Origin of the sequence: Solwaraspora sp. WMMD406, assembly GCF_029626025.1 — a bacterium.
Classification (GTDB): Bacteria; Actinomycetota; Actinomycetes; order Mycobacteriales; family Micromonosporaceae; genus Micromonospora_E.
Map to the genome: position 1 here is coordinate 641,959 of NZ_JARUBF010000001.1, position 15,923 is coordinate 657,881.

Here is a 15,923-nt window from a genome sequence, read left to right on the forward strand (position 1 = left end):
GGCTCAAGGGCTGGACTGTACGGCGTGACCGCCGAACTGGTTGCGCAACGCGGCCACCGCCTTCATCGCCGGCGAATCCTCCTGCCGCGAGGTGAACCGGGCGAACAGCGACGCCGCGATGACGTTCATCGGCACCCCGAGCTTGATCGCCTCCTCGACCGTCCAGCGGCCTTCCCCGGTGTCGTCGGCGTAGCCGCGCAGCGCAGCCAGCCCCGGGTCCTCGTCGAGTGCCGCGTCGAGCAGGTCGAGCAGCCAGGACCGGACCACGGTCCCCTCCCGCCAGGACTTGATGACCCCGGGCACATCGGTGATCAGCTCCGCCCGCGACATCAGCTCGTAGCCCTCGGCGTACGCGTGCATCAGGGCGTACTCGACACCGTTGTGCACCATCTTGGCGAAGTGACCGGCACCGACCGGTCCGGCGTGCACGAAGCCGTACTCGCCGGCCGGCTTCAACGCCTCGAAGATCGGCATCATCCGTCGGACATGGTCGGCGTCACCGCCGACCATCAGGCCGTAGCCGTTTTCCCGACCCCAGACACCGCCGGAGACGCCGACGTCGAGGTAGCCGATGTCGTGTCGGGCCAGCCGCTCGGCCCGGGGGGTGTCGTCGGTGAACCGCGAGTTGCCGCCGTCGATCACCAGATCGCCGGGGGCGAGCAGGTCGCACAGCTCCTCGATGACCGAGAAGGTCACCGTCACCGGCACCATCGTCCAGACCGCCCGGGGAGCGTCGAGCCGGTCGACCAGTTCGGCCAGGCTGGCCACGTCGCTCACGGCCGGGTCTCGGTCGTAGCCGACCACTTCGTGACCGGCGTCGCGTAGCCGGTCCCGCATGTTGCCACCCATTCGGCCCAGACCGATGATGCCCAACCGCACGACTGATCCCCTCCGTCGGTACCGCTCGTCGCCTGCCGGATCGCGCCGCCTAGCGGGTGACCCGGATCGGCATTATCAGGTAGCGATACCCAGGAACGATCTCACCATCCTCGCCAGCGGGGGAAATCACCGCCGGCTTGAACGCGTCCACGAACGCGAAGACGGCGGTGGCCGCGCCGAGGTTCTGCAGACCGTCGATCAGGTACTGCGGGTTGAACCCAATGGTCAACGGCTCACCGGTGAAGGTGGCCTCCATCGCCTCGCTGGCCCGGGCCTCCTCGGTGTTTCCCGCCTCGACCACCAGCCCGTCGGCGCTGAAGCTCAGCAGCACCGGGGTGGTGCGCTCGGCGACCAGCGCGACCCGCCGTACCACCTCGACCAGGGTCGCGACGCTCAGCCGCGCCTCGGCGTTGTGGCTGGCTGGGAAAAGCGACCGCACCGGCGGATAGTTGGCCCCGTCGAGCAACCGGCTGGTCGTCCGGCGGGTGCCGCCGGCGAATCCGATCATGCCTTCACCGGCCCCGCCCTGGGCGAGGGCGATGGTGACGTCGCCGCCGATCGGACCGAGGGCTTTGGCGGTGTCGGCGAGCGTCCGGGCCGGAACCAGCGCGTTGATGCTGATCTCCGGATCGTCGGGCTGCCAGTCGATCTCCCGGATCGCCAGCCGGTATCGGTCGGTGGCCAGCATCGCCAGGGTGGTGCCGTCGAGTTCGAGCCGGACCCCGGTCATCATCGGCAGCGTCTCGTCCCGGCCGGCGGCGACCGCGACCTGGGCGACCGCGGCGGCGAAGGTCGGCGCGTCCACCGTACCGGCGCTGGCGGGCATGTCGGGCAGGGTCGGATAGTCCTCCACCGGCATCGTCGGCAACGTGAACCGGGCGCTGCCGCAGACCAGCTCCAGGTGTGCCCCGACCGCGGCGATGTCGACCGGCTTCGCCGGCAACGACTTGGTGATCTCGGCGAGCAGCCGGCCGGAGACCAGTGCCGCCCCGTCGGCGTCGGCCTGCACGTCGACGGTCACCTGGCTGGACACCTCGTAGTCGAACCCCGAGACGTGCAGGGCACCGTCGCCGACGCGAAGCATCGCTCCGGCCAGTACCGGCACCGACGGCCGGTTGGGCAGGCTCTTGGCGGTCCAGGCCACCGCGTCGGCGAGCGCGTCGCGCTCCACCCGGAACTTCATGACTTGCCTCCGCGCTTCATGCCGTGCCTCCGCGTCGACTCGGTGATCTCTTGGTGGCGTCGATCTCGTGGTGACGTCGGACCGCCTCTTGGTGGCGTCGGACCGCGTCGGCGGTCCGTGGGCTCGACTGCCGTCGGTCAACGCACCTCACCGAACGATAGGCCAGTCCGTCACGCCGCTGCGTTCGCCCCCGGTGCTGCGCTCCCTCGTCGGTGCCGGTCCGCCGCTGCTCTGCTCGATCCACAGAATCCACAACGCTGATGATTGGGTTTTGTTGTCTAGAAGATAAAACTCATCGTCTTCGTCGGTCCTGTGCACTCTGTGGACATCTCGCGTTTACGCAGCTCAGGTGCTATGACCCCCGGTGGGTTTCCTGTGGAGAAGGGTGGGTACAACCCGGCCCGTCGTCCACAGCCCGATCGGCCGCCCACAGGTCGGCGGAGTTATCCACAGGTTATCCACCGGTTGTCCCCAGGGTTTGTCCCCAGCTGTGGGCAGAGTAGGCGACCGGCCCTGGTCCGTTATCCACAGAACCTTCAACAGGCCGTACACAGGCAAGGGCCGACCGGTGGACAAAAGGTCACGCTGGGTAACTGTCCACAGCGGTTTCCCCAGAAGTTGTCCACAGCCTGTGGACAACGAGCACAGCCAAACAGGGGGTTATCCACCGTCGGTGGACAACCCCCTGTGGAAAACCTGTGGGCAGTGACTCAGGTGTTCTGCTTGATCCGGTTGGTCAGCTCAGCGATCTGGTTGTAGAGCGACCGCCGTTCGGCCATCTGCTGCCGGATCTTGCGGTCGGCGTGCATCACCGTGGTGTGGTCCCGACCGCCGAACGCCTGCCCGATCCGGGGCAGCGACAGGTCGGTCAGCTCCCGACACAGGTACATGGCGACCTGACGCGCGTTGACCAGGACCCGGGACCGCGAATGACCGCGCAGATCCTCCAGGCTGACACCGAAGTAGTCAGCGGTCGAGACCATGATCTGGTCGGCGGTGATCTCCGGGCCGGCACCGTCGGGGATGAAGTCCCGCAGCACCTCCTCGGCCAGACCCAGCTCTACCGGAGAACGGGTCAGGCTGGCGAAGGCGGTGACCCGGATCAGGGCACCCTCCAACTCCCGGATGGAGTTGGCGATCCGCGACGCGATGAACTCCAACACGTCCGGCGGTGCGTAGAGCCGCTCCTGGGCGGCCTTCTTCTGCAGGATCGCGATCCGGGTCTCCAGATCGGGTGGCTGGATGTCGGCCAGCAGCCCCCACTCGAACCTGGTCCGCAGCCGGTCCTCCAGGGTCGCCAGCTGCTTCGGGGACCGATCCGAGGTGATCACGATCTGCTTGTTGGCGTTGTGCAGCGTGTTGAAGGTGTGGAAGAACTCCTCCTGGGTCCGCTCCCGGTTCTCCAGGAACTGGATGTCGTCGATCAGGAGGATGTCCACGTCTCGGTACCGCCGCTGGAAGGCACTCGTCTTGTCGTCCCGCAACGAGTTGATGAAGTCGTTGGTGAACTCCTCGGTCGAGACGTACCGGACCGCGCGGGCATGCCCGAGGGTCGTCGCGTAATGCCCGATCGCGTGCAGCAGGTGAGTCTTGCCCAGTCCGGAACTGCCGTAGATGAACAGCGGGTTGTACGCCTTGGCGGGCGACTCGGCGACCGCCACCGACGCGGCGTGGGCGAACCGGTTGGACGAGCCGATCACGAACGTCTCGAACATGTATTTCGGGTTGAGCCGGTTGCCGCCGGTGTCCACCCCGGGGCCGATCAGCCGACGATCCTCCCGGCCGGTGCCCCGGTGCTCGGGCGGTGCCCCACGGCCCGGTCCGCTCTCCGGTGCCGATTCCCGGCCCGGCCCACTGTCCGGTCCACCGGCGGACAGCCGTCCCGGTGGGCCGCCGCCGTACCGCTGGTCGGCCGACCGGTAGTCGATCATCGGAGGCGCGGTCGTCGCCTCGCGGCTCGGCGGCTCGCCACGGCCGTGGGCGTACTCGTCGCCGAAGAGGGTTTCCTGCCCGGATCGCGCGCCCGGCACCACGGACGGCTGGGCGGGCACGCCCGGGCGACCCGACCCGGTGTCGAATCGTTGGTGCGGCTGTCCGGGGGCGCCACCCGCCCCGGCCTCCGGCGGCTCGGCATCGCGGGGACCGGCCCTGCCGGGGAAGCGCTCGGCCCCGTCCGGTCCGGGACCGAGCGACCCGGGCGGGCCGCCGGGCCCGCGCCCAGCGACCGGATAGCCATCCAGATCAGCCGGTGGATGGTCGGGGTGCGAGTGGACAACCGGGGCCGGACCGAGCCCAGCGGGGGGGTGCACCTGCGGATAGGCGCCAGTCGGCGGTTCGGCGTACGCCACCCGTCCATCGGCGGCGGAGGCGTACACCGTTCCTAACGGTCGCCCCTGACCGTCCTCCGGCGGACGTACGGTCACCGCGACCTGGATCGGCCGCCCGAGCCGGCGGGAGAGTGCCTCGGTGATCGCCGGTCGTAGCCGCGATTCGATCACGTCCCGGGTGAACGCGTCGGGGACCGACAGCAGCGCGGTGTCCTCGACGATGGCGCGGAGCCGGGTCAGGCGCAGATAGGCCCGTTGCTGTGCGGAGACGATCTCGTCCGCCAGTTCGTCCGTGGTCGCCATCCAGACCGCGCCGAGGTCCAAGGTCTCGGCCACCGTCGCGCCACCCCCATCGCATCCGAGTACCCGGTCGCCGCCAACCATCGATGCCGGCTGCCGGTCGGGACCGGTCCCGCTCTCGAACAGGTACGACGAGGCATGCTGCGGGCCGCTGATCTGACCGTCATCCACAAGTTATCCACAACCTGTGTGTACTGCTGGCTGCGGATCCCCGTCGCCCGCCGAAGCTGCCCCCCGCCGATCCGGCGTCGTTCTGGATCACCACTGCGGGCAGCCGCGCTGGCCGCCCGATTCGTACCGATAAAGCGGTGCCAGGTGCTGCCTGATGCTTGACCGGCAAACGCGCACGCTAACAGCGTCGTCCACCCCCGTTCAACCGGCGGCCCGTGGTTGCCGTTGTCGGTGACGGCAAAACCGTCCAGGTGCCGGGAGTCCGCGACCGGCACGGGGCTTTGCTGGGCGGGAGCTTGCGACCGGCACGGGGCTTTGCTGGGCGGGAGCTTGCGACCGGCACGGGGCTTACAGATTGACCGGTGAGAGGTCGGCGCGTAGCCTCATCGGGCCCTGCTAGCGTCCTCTGATAAGCTGCTCTTCGTGTGCTGTGCCCTGAGTAGCTGCTGGGTGCCAGGAGACCAACCGCGTCACGAGATCGAGCGGTCACGAGATGTCGAACGTCGAGAGACATAGAGAGATCAACGCAGAGGAATCCTGGGCACCTCAGCAGTAGCGATGGGCACACCGCCGCACACAGCTGGCTGAACGGTCGTCGCCGGGCACCGCGATGGTGGGGTGCCGTCACCGGTGGGTCGACCAGTAGCCTGCCTGACCACCGACTCCGGGCTGCCGGCCTGGGGCACACCCTGACGGAGAGTCTGACGTGAGCAAGCGCACCTACCAGCCGAACAACCGTCGGCGTGCAAAGACCCACGGCTTCCGGCTGCGCATGCGTACCCGCGCCGGCCGCGCCATCCTCTCCACCCGCCGCGCCAAGGGCCGCGCCCGCCTGTCGGCCTGACGGCCAACGCCGGCGTCGCGGGGATGTAAGCGCCATGCTGGCCGCTGCTCAGCGCGTACGGCGTCGTTCTGAATTCACCGACGCCGTACGCGCGGGCCGTCGTGCCGGGCGCGGCGCGGTCGTCGTACACCTGATGGTTCCGGCCGACGCCGCCCAGCCCGTCGACGCCGACGCCGGTCTGGCCGACGCCGACCGACGGCCGACGCCGACCGCGCGCGCTGGTTTCATCGTGGCCAAATCGGTGGGCCACGCGGTGACCCGCAACACGGTACGTCGACGGCTACGCCACCTGGTCCGACACCGGCTCCCGCAACTTCCCCCCGGTGCCACCCTGATCGTCCGGGCGCTGCCCGCCGCTGCCAACTGCTCTTCCGCCGAGCTCGCGGCAGATCTGGATGCCGCACTCCGGGCCGCCGCCCGCCCGGGCCGCTCCACCTCGACCGGCCGCCGATCGACGTCGGCCCGTTCCCGACGTCGCGGCACTGAAGCCAGCAGGGAGACCGGATGAGCGACGAGTCCGCTCCGCCTCGTCCTACGACACCGGGTGGCCGCCTGCTGACAGCAGCCATCGTCGCGTACCGTCGTTGGATAAGCCCGGCTCTGCCGGCTCGCTGCCGCTTCTACCCGTCGTGCAGCGCTTACGCCCTGGAGGCGGTGGCGCGGCACGGTGCACTGCGGGGGATGGCGTTGGCGGTCTGGCGGCTGCTGCGCTGTCATCCCTTCCACCCCGGTGGATATGACCCGGTACCGATGCCGGGCGGCCGCCGTGCCGATGTGACTGGAGCCCCGAATTGAGTCTCGACTGGATCTACTGGGCGATCTCGTGGATCCTCCTGTTCTGGCACTCCGTCTGGGACCGGATCGGCGTGCCGTCGCGCGAGGTCCTCGGCACCAACTGGTCGTGGATCCTGGCGATCGTCTTCCTCGTGGTCACCGTACGGGTGATCCTCTTCCCGATCTTCGTGAAGCAGATCAAGTCCCAGCGGGCCATGCAGGCGCTTCAGCCCAAGGTCAAGGAGCTGCAGGAGAAGCACAAGGGTGACCGGGAGACGCTCCAGAAGGAAATGATGGAGCTGTACCGGACGGAGAAGGCCAACCCGCTGATGGGTTGTCTGCCGATGTTCCTGCAGATCCCGGTCTTCCTCGGGCTGTTCCACATCTTGCGGCGGCTGAACCCGGAGCGGACCAGCAACATCGACATCTACGGCTGGTCGGCCGAGCAGTTCTACGACGCCTCCCGGGCCAACCTGTTTACTGCCCCGATCGCCAGCAAGTTCGGCTCCACGGCTGAGGAACTCGCCGCGATGGGAGCCAACTCGGTCACCGTCAAGGTGATGGCGGGTGTGCTGGTGCTCGTCATGATCGCGACCACCTACCTGACCAGCCGTCAGATGATCCTCAAGACCGGCTGGGCGGAAGACCCGCAGCAGCGGATGATCCAGCGTCTGATGCTCTACGGCATCCCGGCCTCGCTGTTGATCTCCGGCGCGATCTTCCCCATCGGTGTGATCATCTACTGGGTGGTCAACAACCTCTTCACCCTGGTTCAGCAGCAGTGGGTGCTTCGGAAGTTCCCGCCGCCGCCCACCCCGGTCGGCAAGAGCGGCAAGCCGTCGGCCGCCAAGCCGACCGGGCGGCCGCCGGCCCGCTCCGGTGGCGCGGCCGACCGCAAGTCGGAGACCAAGGCGAAGCCGGCGAAGTCGGCCGGGATCTTCGCCCGGGCCAAGGCCGACAACGCCGCGCCCGAGCCGGAACCGGCTCCGGTCCGCGAGGCACTGAAGCCAAAGCCCGGCGCGAAGCCGGTCAACCCCAAGAAGCGGCGGCCGGCCAAACGCCCAGGCTGAGGCGAGTTGACCGGTGCGTGCTGGAACACCTGGTCCGGCAGGCGGCACGGCCGTCCCGGGAGTGGCCTCCCGGATACCGCAGCGTTTCCGCCACCTCGGTGGCCACCAGGTAGACGTCCCCGAGAACGCGGCGCCCGTCCCTGTGTTCTCGGGAAACCAGCGGACCGACACCGGTCCGGCCGAGCGAGTACGGAGATGAGACCGTGACCGATACCAGCCTGCCCAACGCCGATACCGCTGTCGACGAGGAGAACCCTCCGACCGGGATCGCGGACGACGAGGATGACGACCTCGACCAGGCGGAAGGTGACGCTGCCGACGACGCCGCACCGGCCACGGCGGCACCGAGCGAAAGCGAACTGTTCCGGCAGAGCGAGATCGCCGCGGACTACGTCGAGGGCCTGCTCGACATCCTCGACTACGACGGTGACATCGACGAGCTCGTTTCGGCTGGACGACCGATGGTGGAGGTCGTCGGGGGACAGCTCAGCCCGCTGATCGGCCAGCGTGGTGCCACGCTGGAAGCGTTGCAGGAACTGACCCGACTGGCGATCTTCCGCCAGACCGGTACGCCGAGCCGGCTCCTGCTCGATGTCGGCGGCTACCGCGCGAACCGTCGTAAAGAACTGGCCGCCGTAGCGAAGAACGCGGTCGAGAAGGTCAAGGAGCACGGCGAGCCGGTCCGCCTGGAGCCGATGTCGGCCTTCGAACGCAAGTGTGTGCACGACGTGGTGAACGCCCTCGACGGAGTCGTCAGCGAGTCCGAGGGCGTCGAACCGACCCGTCGGATCGTCGTTCGTCCCGCCGACTGACCCGATGACGGACCTGCCCGTACCAGACGATCGGGCATCTACCGGCCCGGACGGCACGCCGTCCGGGCCGGCCCGGTCTGTGGAGAACACGTCCGAGGGTCTGCCTGCGGTTCCGCCCGCCGCCCATGAGGTGTTCGGGGCGCGGCTGGAGACGGCGGTCCGATACGCCGAGTTCCTCGCTGCCGACGGGGTGCTGCGTGGCCTGATCGGTCCGCGGGAGGTGCCTCGCCTCTGGGACCGTCATCTACTCAACTGCGCCGCGCTGGCCGAGTTGATCCCGGTCGGCACCACCGTTGTCGACGTCGGTTCCGGAGCTGGTCTGCCTGGTCTCGTCCTGGCCGTCGCTCGGCCTGACCTTTCGGTGGTCCTGGTCGAACCGCTGGCCCGGCGGTGCGCGTTCCTCACCGAGGCCGTGCGGCTTCTCGGCCTGGCGGCGTCGGTCGAGGTGGTACGGGCCCGCGCCGAGGAGGTCGCCCGTGACCACCCGGACGGGATGGCACCGATCGTCACGGCCCGTGCGGTGGCTCCGCTGGACCGGCTCGTCGGGTGGTGCCTGCCGCTGGTGGAGTCGGATGGGCGACTGCTCGCGATGAAGGGCAGTTCGGCGGCGACGGAGATCGCCGAGCATCGGGCGGCGGTCGTCCGGGCCGGTGGTTCCGATCCGGCGCTACGGCTCTGCGGCAGTCGCTGGCTCGATCCGCCGACCGTCGTGGTGGAGATCGGGTGGCGTGACGGCGGCCGTACCGGTGGCGGCCTGGTACGCGGTAAGGCGCGCCGGTCGGTGCGGGGCGCGACCGACCGCCGCGCCGGTCGGTCGCGGCGACGCGAGCCATAGCCGATGAGCCATAGCCGATCCCGCGACACCAGGAGGTTCCCGTCCGGTGATCCCGTCCGTAGGTTCCTGTCCGGCGGTTCCTGTCCGGCCCAGTTCCGGTCGCTTGGACGGGGTGGGGTCGACCAGCCCATCGATGGCGTCTCCGGTGTGGTTCTGACCGTCGGTCGGCTGGATCGGGTGCGACCGTCTCGACACGTCGGACGGTCAGCCGTGGCCACACCGGCCCTGCTCCCCGTAGGCTGACCGCGCGTCGATAGTGTGGACCGGGCGGCAGTGCGCAGCGCGTCGAATTCCTGCCGCCTCTTGCCGGTCCGCACGCCACGCCCGAAAGCGCGGACGTGAGCGCTGGCGGTGCCGATCCATCCGAGGCGGGCAGGGATGACACGGTGCATGACAACGATAGGTACGACGATCCGCATCTGATCAACGGCCGTTCGTCGGCGGGCGAGCGGTCTCCCGTTTCACGTGAAACGGGAGACCGTGGCTCGCACCGACCGACCGGCAGCGGTGGCATGGGTTCTTCGTGGCAGGTGGTGCAGCCGGCACCCCGACCCGGCCCACCCGTCGCGGACGAGCTACGTCCGCCGGACGAGCCGTTCGCGACGGTCGACCCCGACGGCAACGGAGCCCGGGTCGATCCGGATGGACCCGCCGGACCCGACCTGCCGGTCACACCGATTACGTCGCCGTCGGCTGGTGCGGTCTCCGAACGTGGTCGGTCGGACATCGGCACTCCGACAGCGTCGGTGGTGCCGGGCGTATCCGCCGCAGTGGCAGTGATCCCGATCGAGCCCGCAGTTGACGACCCATACGTTTCACGTGAAACGACGTCCCGGGAAGAGGATGATCCCCCCTTGGCAATGGAGGCTTTGCGCGCCGTGCAGATTCTGAACCCGAGCGGCGAGGTGACCATGCCTCGACCCGACCGGATGCGGGTCATGTGTGTCGCCAACCAGAAAGGTGGCGTCGGCAAGACCACCACCACGGTGAACCTTGCGGTCGCCTTGGCCCTGCACGGGAACCGGGTCCTGGTCGTCGACCTGGATCCGCAGGGCAACGCGTCGACTGGGCTGAACGTGCCACACCACGCTGGTGTGCCAGACGTGTACGACTGTCTGATCGACAACGTTCCGCTCGCCGAGGTGGCTCAGCCGGTGGAGGGAATTCCGAACCTCTGGTGTGTGCCGGCCACCATCGATCTCGCCGGAGCGGAGATCGAGTTGGTCTCGGTGGTAGCCCGCGAATCCCGGCTGGCCCGGGCGATCGCCGCCCATCCAGTCGAGCTGGACTACGTGTTCATCGACTGCCCTCCCTCGTTGGGCCTGCTGACGGTCAACGCGCTCGTGGCGGCCCAGGAGGTGCTCATCCCGATCCAGTGCGAGTACTACGCGCTGGAGGGATTGAACCAGCTGATCAGCAACATCAATCTGGTCCGGCAACATCTCAACCCGACGCTGGACGTGTCGACGATCCTGCTTACGATGTACGACCGCCGGACCCGGCTGGCCGACGCCGTGGAGCAGGACGTCCGCAACCACTTCGGCGACAAGGTTCTGCAGGCGGTGATTCCACGCAACGTCCGGGTGTCGGAGGCTCCGAGCTACGGTCAGTCGGTGATGACCTACGATCCCGGATCGCGGGGTGCGACGAGCTACTTCGAGGCAGCTCAGGAAATCGCCGAGCGCGGAGTGGCCCGGCTCGGCCGGAATGCATGACGGAGTACGGAGATCGGGAGGCAGGGCATGAAGAACCGTCCGAAGGGCGGGCTCGGTCGCGGGCTGGGTGCCCTGATCCCGACGGCTCCCGCTCCGGTGACACCAGCACAGCCGGCGGCCCCGGCGGTGCACGTCGACCGACCGGAGCCGGTACCCGCCGATTTCGCGCCGGCGCTTCCCACCCCGGCTGACAGTCCGCGCGCGGAGCCGGTTGTCGGTCAGGCCCCGCTGTCGGAGAACGAGCTGTCGCCGGTGCCCGGCGCCCGGTTCGCCGAACTGCCGGTCGCGGCGATCGTGCCGAACCCCAAGCAACCCCGACAGGTTTTCGACGACGAGGCCCTGGACGAGCTCAAGGTCTCGATCGAGCAGGTCGGGTTCCTCCAGCCGATCGTGGTACGGCAACTCGACGACGGCGTCAACTACGAAATCGTGATGGGCGAACGCCGGTGGCGGGCTGCCCAGGCGATCGGTCGGGCGTCGATTCCGGCCATCGTGCGAGACACCAAAGACGACGCGATGCTTCGGGACGCCCTGCTGGAGAACATCCATCGGGCGAACCTGAACCCGCTCGAAGAGGCTGCCGCGTACCAGCAGCTTCTGGAGGAGTTCGGCGCGACACACGAGGAGCTCGCTCGGCGAATCGGGCGGAGCCGTCCGCAGATCTCCAACACCATTCGGTTGCTGAACCTGCCCGCGCAGGTCCAGCGACGGGTGGCGGCCGGCGTGCTCTCGGCGGGCCACGCCCGGGCGCTGCTCAGCCTGGAGGATCCCGACGACCAGGATGCGTTGGCTCTACGGATCGTCGCCGAAGGCCTGTCGGTCCGCGCGACCGAGGAACTGGTGGCATTGGCGGCGACCGAGGGTACCGGCAAGCGAGGAGCCAGTACGCAGCGGCGGGCCAAGCCGCACGCTCCCGCGCTCAGCGATCTCGCCGATCGCCTGTCGGACCGGTTCGACACCCGGGTGAAGGTCGACATCGGCCGCAGCAAGGGCAAGATCACGATCGAGTTCGCGACCGTGGACGACCTGGAGCGGATCGTCGGCATCATCGGCATGGAGGGTGACGAGAGGTCCGCCGAGGAAACCTGACGCCTCCGGACCCCCTCCGAGTCTGGACGGGTTCGTGGTGGTGGCGCTGAAACGGCCGGGGGGTTCCACGTGGAACCCCCCGGCCGTTTCACGTGAAACGGGATCTCGCTCGACGGCGCGAAGGACCGGACGCGCTCTCGGTCTCCGTCGTGACCGGCTTCGACGGTGCCCGGCTCCGTTTCACGTGAAACCGTCGCCGTTCGCCCATCGCGCTGGCTCCAATAACCCGGCGGGGAGTAGCTCGTTGAGCCGACCGGGAGTCATCGGATGCTCGCGCGAGAGCCGGACCGGTGAACGGCCTCTCGGGGTCAACGTTTTCCACAGGGGTTTTCCACAGGGCGACCCCGTTTCACGTGAAACCGCGGGTGAGAGAGCCTGCCTGCCTGTGGATAACCTCGTGGAAATCCGCATCGCTGGTCCTCCTCCACGGGCGATGCACCCACGATCCAGGCGCGATGCACCCACGATTGATCCGCGATCCCACCCGTGAACGCACCCGGGTGATCGCCGGAGCACGCCCGCGTCTTCTGCCGGTATCGCCCGGCGCACGGCAGCCCAGGACACCGCCGGGGCAGCCGGGACGACCGGCGGAACGGAGGAAGGACAGCAGCCCGCGACTCCGTTAGGGTCAGCCTCGTGCCACACACCCCTGCTCCGGTACCTGACTTCGCCAGATGGCCATCCTTTCCGTTCGAGGGCGACCTGCGGGTCAAGCAACTCGATGACCCGGTGGACGCCGAGCCGCCCAGGAAAGGGGAAGGCGCGGGCGAATGTACGTCCTGCAACGCCCCCGACGACGCCTACATCTGGGTCAGCGAGCGCTGGCGGGTCCGCGCGATGGACCGACCGACCGGCTTGCCCATGGTCCTGATCCTGGAATCCCGGTCGCACTTCGACCTCGGTGACCTGCCGAACCTGCTCGCGGCTGAACTCGGTGTGATGACGGTCCGGCTGGAGCGGGCGATCCGGTCCCTGGACGGCGTCGCTCGTGTCCACGTCAACCGCTGGGGCGACGGCTCTGCCCACCTGCACCTGTGGTTCCTGGCCCGGCCGTACGGGCAGCTGCAGTTGCGGGGAACCTTTTTGTCCCTGTGGGACAGCATCCTCCCGCCGATCCCGGAGTCACGGTGGCGCGAGAATCTCGCGATGGTCGCCGCGTGGCTGGCCGAATTCGGTGGTCGGCCGCTAGCCGCTCCACCGCGGATCGAGTGGCAGGCGCCGTCGAGTCTCCGCGAGCAGGCCAGCGCCGGACCAAGTCGCTCCAGCGACGAGGAGCAGATCGCGGCGAGCAGCCAGCAGGCAGTCGGCAACCAGGCAGTCGGCAACCAGGTGAAGGAAGGCCGTACCTCATTGGTGGCCGCAGTCGATGAGGTGGAACCGGCGCGCTCCGCCTCCGGGCCACCGGCCGGGCCGCCACCAGCGGCGGCGGCGGACCCGCGATCAGCGGAGTCGCCAGCGGAAGGGCGACCTACCGACCGGCAGCCCGCCGGGTCAGGCTGGCCGGCTGGCGGCCAGATGCACCAGGGTGGCCAGCAGATTCCCGAGGTCCAAGCCGCCGGCCTGGACCGCGAGGGGTAGCAGCGAGGTCTCGGTCATTCCCGGCGCCACGTTGACTTCGAGCACGTGTGGTCGGCCAGCGGCATCGACGATCAGGTCGACTCGGGACAGGTCCCGCAGGCCGAGCGCCTGATGGGCGGCGACAGCCGTCGCCGCCACATCGGCGGCGACGGACGCGTCCAGTCGCGCCGGGGCGTGCCAGGTGGTCAAGCCGGCGGTGTACCGGGCGGCGTAGTCGTACACCCCGTTGCGCGGAACGATCTCCACCGCTGGCAGCGCCGCCGGGCCGGAACCCAGATCGACGACGGACACCGCAACGTCCATGCCCGGCACGTAGCGTTCCACCAACGCCGTCGTGTCGTACGCGAAGCATCCGACCATCGCCGCGGAGAGCTCTCCGGCTTCCCTGACGACGGCGGCGCCGAGCCCGGAGCCACCTTGCGCCGGCTTGACCATCAGTGGGAGCCCGAGGCGTTCGACGATCCGGTCCAGCACCGCGACCGCACCGAGTTCGGAGAACCGGTCGTGCGGCAGCGCGACCCAATCAGGCGTCGGGATTTGTGCCTCGCGCAACACGGCCTTCGCCGAAGGCTTGTCCCAGGCCAGACGCGACGCCCGGGCGTCGCAACCGACGTACGGTACGCCGCACAGGTCCAGTACGCCGCGCAGCGACCCGTCCTCGCCGGTCGCTCCGTGCAAAGCGATCACCACGGCGTCCGGCGGATCGGCCCGCAACGCGGGCAGCAGGGTCACGTCGGCGTCGCGCAGCTCAGCCTCCAAGCCGGCGGAACGCAGTGCGTCGAGGACCCGCCGGCCGGAACGCAGCGAGACGTCCCGCTCGTAGGAGAGTCCTCCGGCGAGGACCAGAACACGCAGATCCTGCGCGCGCGCCGCGGCGCTGGGTTCGTCCGACTGTGGGCTCATGCCCGAATCATGCCAAGTCAGGCCCGGGGGTGTCCGCGCCGGGGCGCTGCCGACGGCTACCACCGCCGGTCACCGGGCCGAACACCTCACGCATGGCGGCTTCCCGCTCCATCACCCCGGCCAACCGGCGGACTCCCTCCCGAATCCGCTCAGGCGGCGGGAACGAGAAATTGAGTCGCATGTTGCCGGCCCCCGAGCCGTCGGCGTAGAAACCGGTACCGGGCACGTAGGCCACCCGCGCCGCGATCGCCCGGGGAACCATCGCCTTGGCGTCCAGCCCCTGCGGCAGCTGAGCCCAGACGAACAGCCCGCCGCTCGGCCTGGTCCAGCTCGTGCCGGCCGGCATCAGGTCGTCGAGCGCGCCGAGCAGCGCGTCGCGCCGCTCCCGGTAGACCTCACGGTAGGTCTTGAGCTGCTCCCGCCACGGCATGGTCGCCAGGTACGTCGAGACCGCGGCTTGGGCGTAGGCGCTCGGGCAGAGGATCTGCGCCTCGCTGGCGATCACCAGCTTCTCCCGTACCGCGTGCGGGGCCAGGATCCAGCCCACCCGCAGGCCGGGCGCGAAGGTCTTGGAGAAGGTGCTGACGTAGAAGACGCCGTGTCTGCGGCGGGCCCGCAGCGGGGCCGGCGCGTCGCCCTCGAAGCTGAGTTGCCCGTACGGGTCATCCTCGATGACCAGCAGCCCGGCCCGCTCACAGATGTCGAGCACCTGATCGCGCCGCTCGTCGGTCAGCGTGACGCCGGTCGGATTCTGGAACGTGGGGATCGTGTACAGGAACTTGACCCGACGGCCGCTGCGCGCGGCGTCGGTGATCGCCTGCTCGAGCGCGGCCGGGATGAGCCCGTCGTCATCCATCGGTACGTGTACCACCTGCGCCTGCGCGGCCTGGAAGACACCGAGCGCCCCGACGTACGTCGGCCCTTCCGCGAGCACCACGTCGCCCGGGTCGAGAAAGAGCCGGGCGACCAGGTCGAGCGCCTGCTGACCGCCGACGGTCACGACCACGTCCTCGGGAGAGGCCCCAGCGGACACGTCGATGCCGGAGAGAGCCATCACCTCGCAGATCCGCTCCCGCAGATCGAGGGTGCCCTGCCCGATTCCGTACTGCAGGGTGGCGGTGCCGGTCTCCGACGCCAGGCGCCCCAGCATCTCGCCGACCGCGTCCAACGGCAGCGCGGCGACGTACGGTGCGCCACCGGCGAGCGAGACGACCTCCGGTCGGCTGGCGACCGCGAACAGCGCGCGGATCTCCGAGGCGGTCATGCCCCGGACCCGACGGGCATAGCGGTCGGTGTAGTCGTCGAGCGTCGTGCCGGTCATGACCTCACCTCGATATGCGTCGCCTCGGTGGTGTCCGGCGGACCGCGACACGCACTGATCGTCTGATCGTAGTCCGGCGTGTCGTGGGACGGCGCGATCATTCCGGTGCCTACCACATGGCG

14 protein-coding genes are annotated in these 15,923 nt (G+C 69.2%); 9 read left to right on the forward strand and 5 right to left on the reverse strand.

The genetic code is table 11. The features are described from left to right. Positions 1-3: 3 nt before the first annotated feature. The 3 genes from gnd to dnaA all read right to left on the reverse strand — a co-directional run bounded on the left by gnd (position 4) and on the right by dnaA (position 4,725). Positions 4-879 carry a phosphogluconate dehydrogenase (NAD(+)-dependent, decarboxylating) gene (gene gnd, locus O7632_RS02800; RefSeq protein ID WP_278111162.1) on the reverse strand — a complete coding sequence of 292 codons (876 nt, stop codon included), beginning with the start codon at positions 877-879 and terminating at the stop codon, positions 4-6. A 49-nt stretch (positions 880-928) separates the two neighbouring features. Continuing rightward, positions 929-2,062 (reverse strand): DNA polymerase III subunit beta, encoded by a 1,134-nt coding sequence (gene dnaN / locus O7632_RS02805; RefSeq protein ID WP_278111164.1) that lies wholly within the window; start codon positions 2,060-2,062, stop codon positions 929-931. Positions 2,063-2,772: 710 nt separating this feature from the next. Next, positions 2,773-4,725 (reverse strand): chromosomal replication initiator protein DnaA, encoded by a 1,953-nt coding sequence (gene dnaA / locus O7632_RS02810; RefSeq protein WP_278111166.1) that lies wholly within the window; start codon positions 4,723-4,725, stop codon positions 2,773-2,775. A gap of 841 nt (positions 4,726-5,566) precedes the next feature. On the opposite strand from dnaA, the gene rpmH reads away from it, so the two are divergent. From rpmH to O7632_RS02855, 9 genes are all read left to right on the forward strand, one after another. Then, complete coding sequence (rpmH, locus tag O7632_RS02815) at positions 5,567-5,704, forward strand: 50S ribosomal protein L34 (protein ID WP_007073824.1); 138 nt, start codon at positions 5,567-5,569, stop codon at positions 5,702-5,704. 34 nt (positions 5,705-5,738) lie between these two features. Beyond that, the gene (rnpA, locus tag O7632_RS02820) at positions 5,739-6,212 is read left to right on the forward strand and encodes a ribonuclease P protein component (protein WP_278111169.1); all 474 of its coding nucleotides are present in this window, start codon (positions 5,739-5,741) and stop codon (positions 6,210-6,212) included. After that, positions 6,209-6,499: a membrane protein insertion efficiency factor YidD gene (gene yidD, locus O7632_RS02825; protein WP_278111171.1), complete on the forward strand. Its 291-nt coding sequence runs from the start codon at positions 6,209-6,211 to the stop codon at positions 6,497-6,499. The genes rnpA and yidD overlap by 4 nt, the downstream gene beginning before the upstream one ends. Next, positions 6,496-7,548, forward strand: coding sequence for a membrane protein insertase YidC (yidC, locus tag O7632_RS02830; RefSeq protein ID WP_278111172.1), 1,053 nt, complete (start codon positions 6,496-6,498; stop codon positions 7,546-7,548). Before yidD ends, yidC begins: the two co-directional genes overlap by 4 nt. A gap of 203 nt (positions 7,549-7,751) precedes the next feature. Then, positions 7,752-8,360 (forward strand): R3H domain-containing nucleic acid-binding protein, encoded by a 609-nt coding sequence (locus O7632_RS02835; protein ID WP_278111174.1) that lies wholly within the window; start codon positions 7,752-7,754, stop codon positions 8,358-8,360. 4 nt (positions 8,361-8,364) lie between these two features. Further along, positions 8,365-9,195 carry a 16S rRNA (guanine(527)-N(7))-methyltransferase RsmG gene (gene rsmG, locus O7632_RS02840; protein WP_278111175.1) on the forward strand — a complete coding sequence of 277 codons (831 nt, stop codon included), beginning with the start codon at positions 8,365-8,367 and terminating at the stop codon, positions 9,193-9,195. A 512-nt stretch (positions 9,196-9,707) separates the two neighbouring features. Beyond that, entirely contained in the window at positions 9,708-10,910 is a 1,203-nt protein-coding gene (locus O7632_RS02845) for an AAA family ATPase (protein ID WP_278111177.1), read from the forward strand. A 27-nt stretch (positions 10,911-10,937) separates the two neighbouring features. Beyond that, positions 10,938-11,999: a ParB/RepB/Spo0J family partition protein gene (locus O7632_RS02850; protein WP_278111179.1), complete on the forward strand. Its 1,062-nt coding sequence runs from the start codon at positions 10,938-10,940 to the stop codon at positions 11,997-11,999. A gap of 636 nt (positions 12,000-12,635) precedes the next feature. After that, on the forward strand, positions 12,636-13,577 hold the full coding sequence (locus O7632_RS02855) for a hypothetical protein (RefSeq protein ID WP_278111180.1): 942 nt from the start codon (positions 12,636-12,638) through the stop codon (positions 13,575-13,577). Here O7632_RS02855 and O7632_RS02860 read toward each other — a convergent pair. Further along, positions 13,491-14,480: a D-alanine--D-alanine ligase gene (locus tag O7632_RS02860; protein ID WP_278111181.1), complete on the reverse strand. Its 990-nt coding sequence runs from the start codon at positions 14,478-14,480 to the stop codon at positions 13,491-13,493. The two genes, O7632_RS02855 and O7632_RS02860, sit on opposite strands and share 87 nt — an antisense overlap. Before the next feature lie 7 nt (positions 14,481-14,487). Beyond that, entirely contained in the window at positions 14,488-15,801 is a 1,314-nt protein-coding gene (locus O7632_RS02865) for a PLP-dependent aminotransferase family protein (RefSeq protein ID WP_278111182.1), read from the reverse strand. Positions 15,802-15,923 lie beyond the last annotated feature (122 nt).

Coding starts and splice junctions, on each gene's coding strand:
- dnaN (WP_278111164.1), bottom strand. CDS start 2,062: ATGAAGTTCCGGGTGGAGCGCGACGCGCTCGCCGACGCGGTGGCCTGG.
- rnpA (WP_278111169.1), top strand. CDS start 5,739: ATGCTGGCCGCTGCTCAGCGCGTACGGCGTCGTTCTGAATTCACCGAC.
- yidD (WP_278111171.1), top strand. CDS start 6,209: ATGAGCGACGAGTCCGCTCCGCCTCGTCCTACGACACCGGGTGGCCGC.
- rsmG (WP_278111175.1), top strand. CDS start 8,365: ATGACGGACCTGCCCGTACCAGACGATCGGGCATCTACCGGCCCGGAC.
- O7632_RS02845 (WP_278111177.1), top strand. CDS start 9,708: ATGGGTTCTTCGTGGCAGGTGGTGCAGCCGGCACCCCGACCCGGCCCA.
- O7632_RS02850 (WP_278111179.1), top strand. CDS start 10,938: ATGAAGAACCGTCCGAAGGGCGGGCTCGGTCGCGGGCTGGGTGCCCTG.
- O7632_RS02860 (WP_278111181.1), bottom strand. CDS start 14,480: ATGAGCCCACAGTCGGACGAACCCAGCGCCGCGGCGCGCGCGCAGGAT.
- O7632_RS02865 (WP_278111182.1), bottom strand. CDS start 15,801: ATGACCGGCACGACGCTCGACGACTACACCGACCGCTATGCCCGTCGG.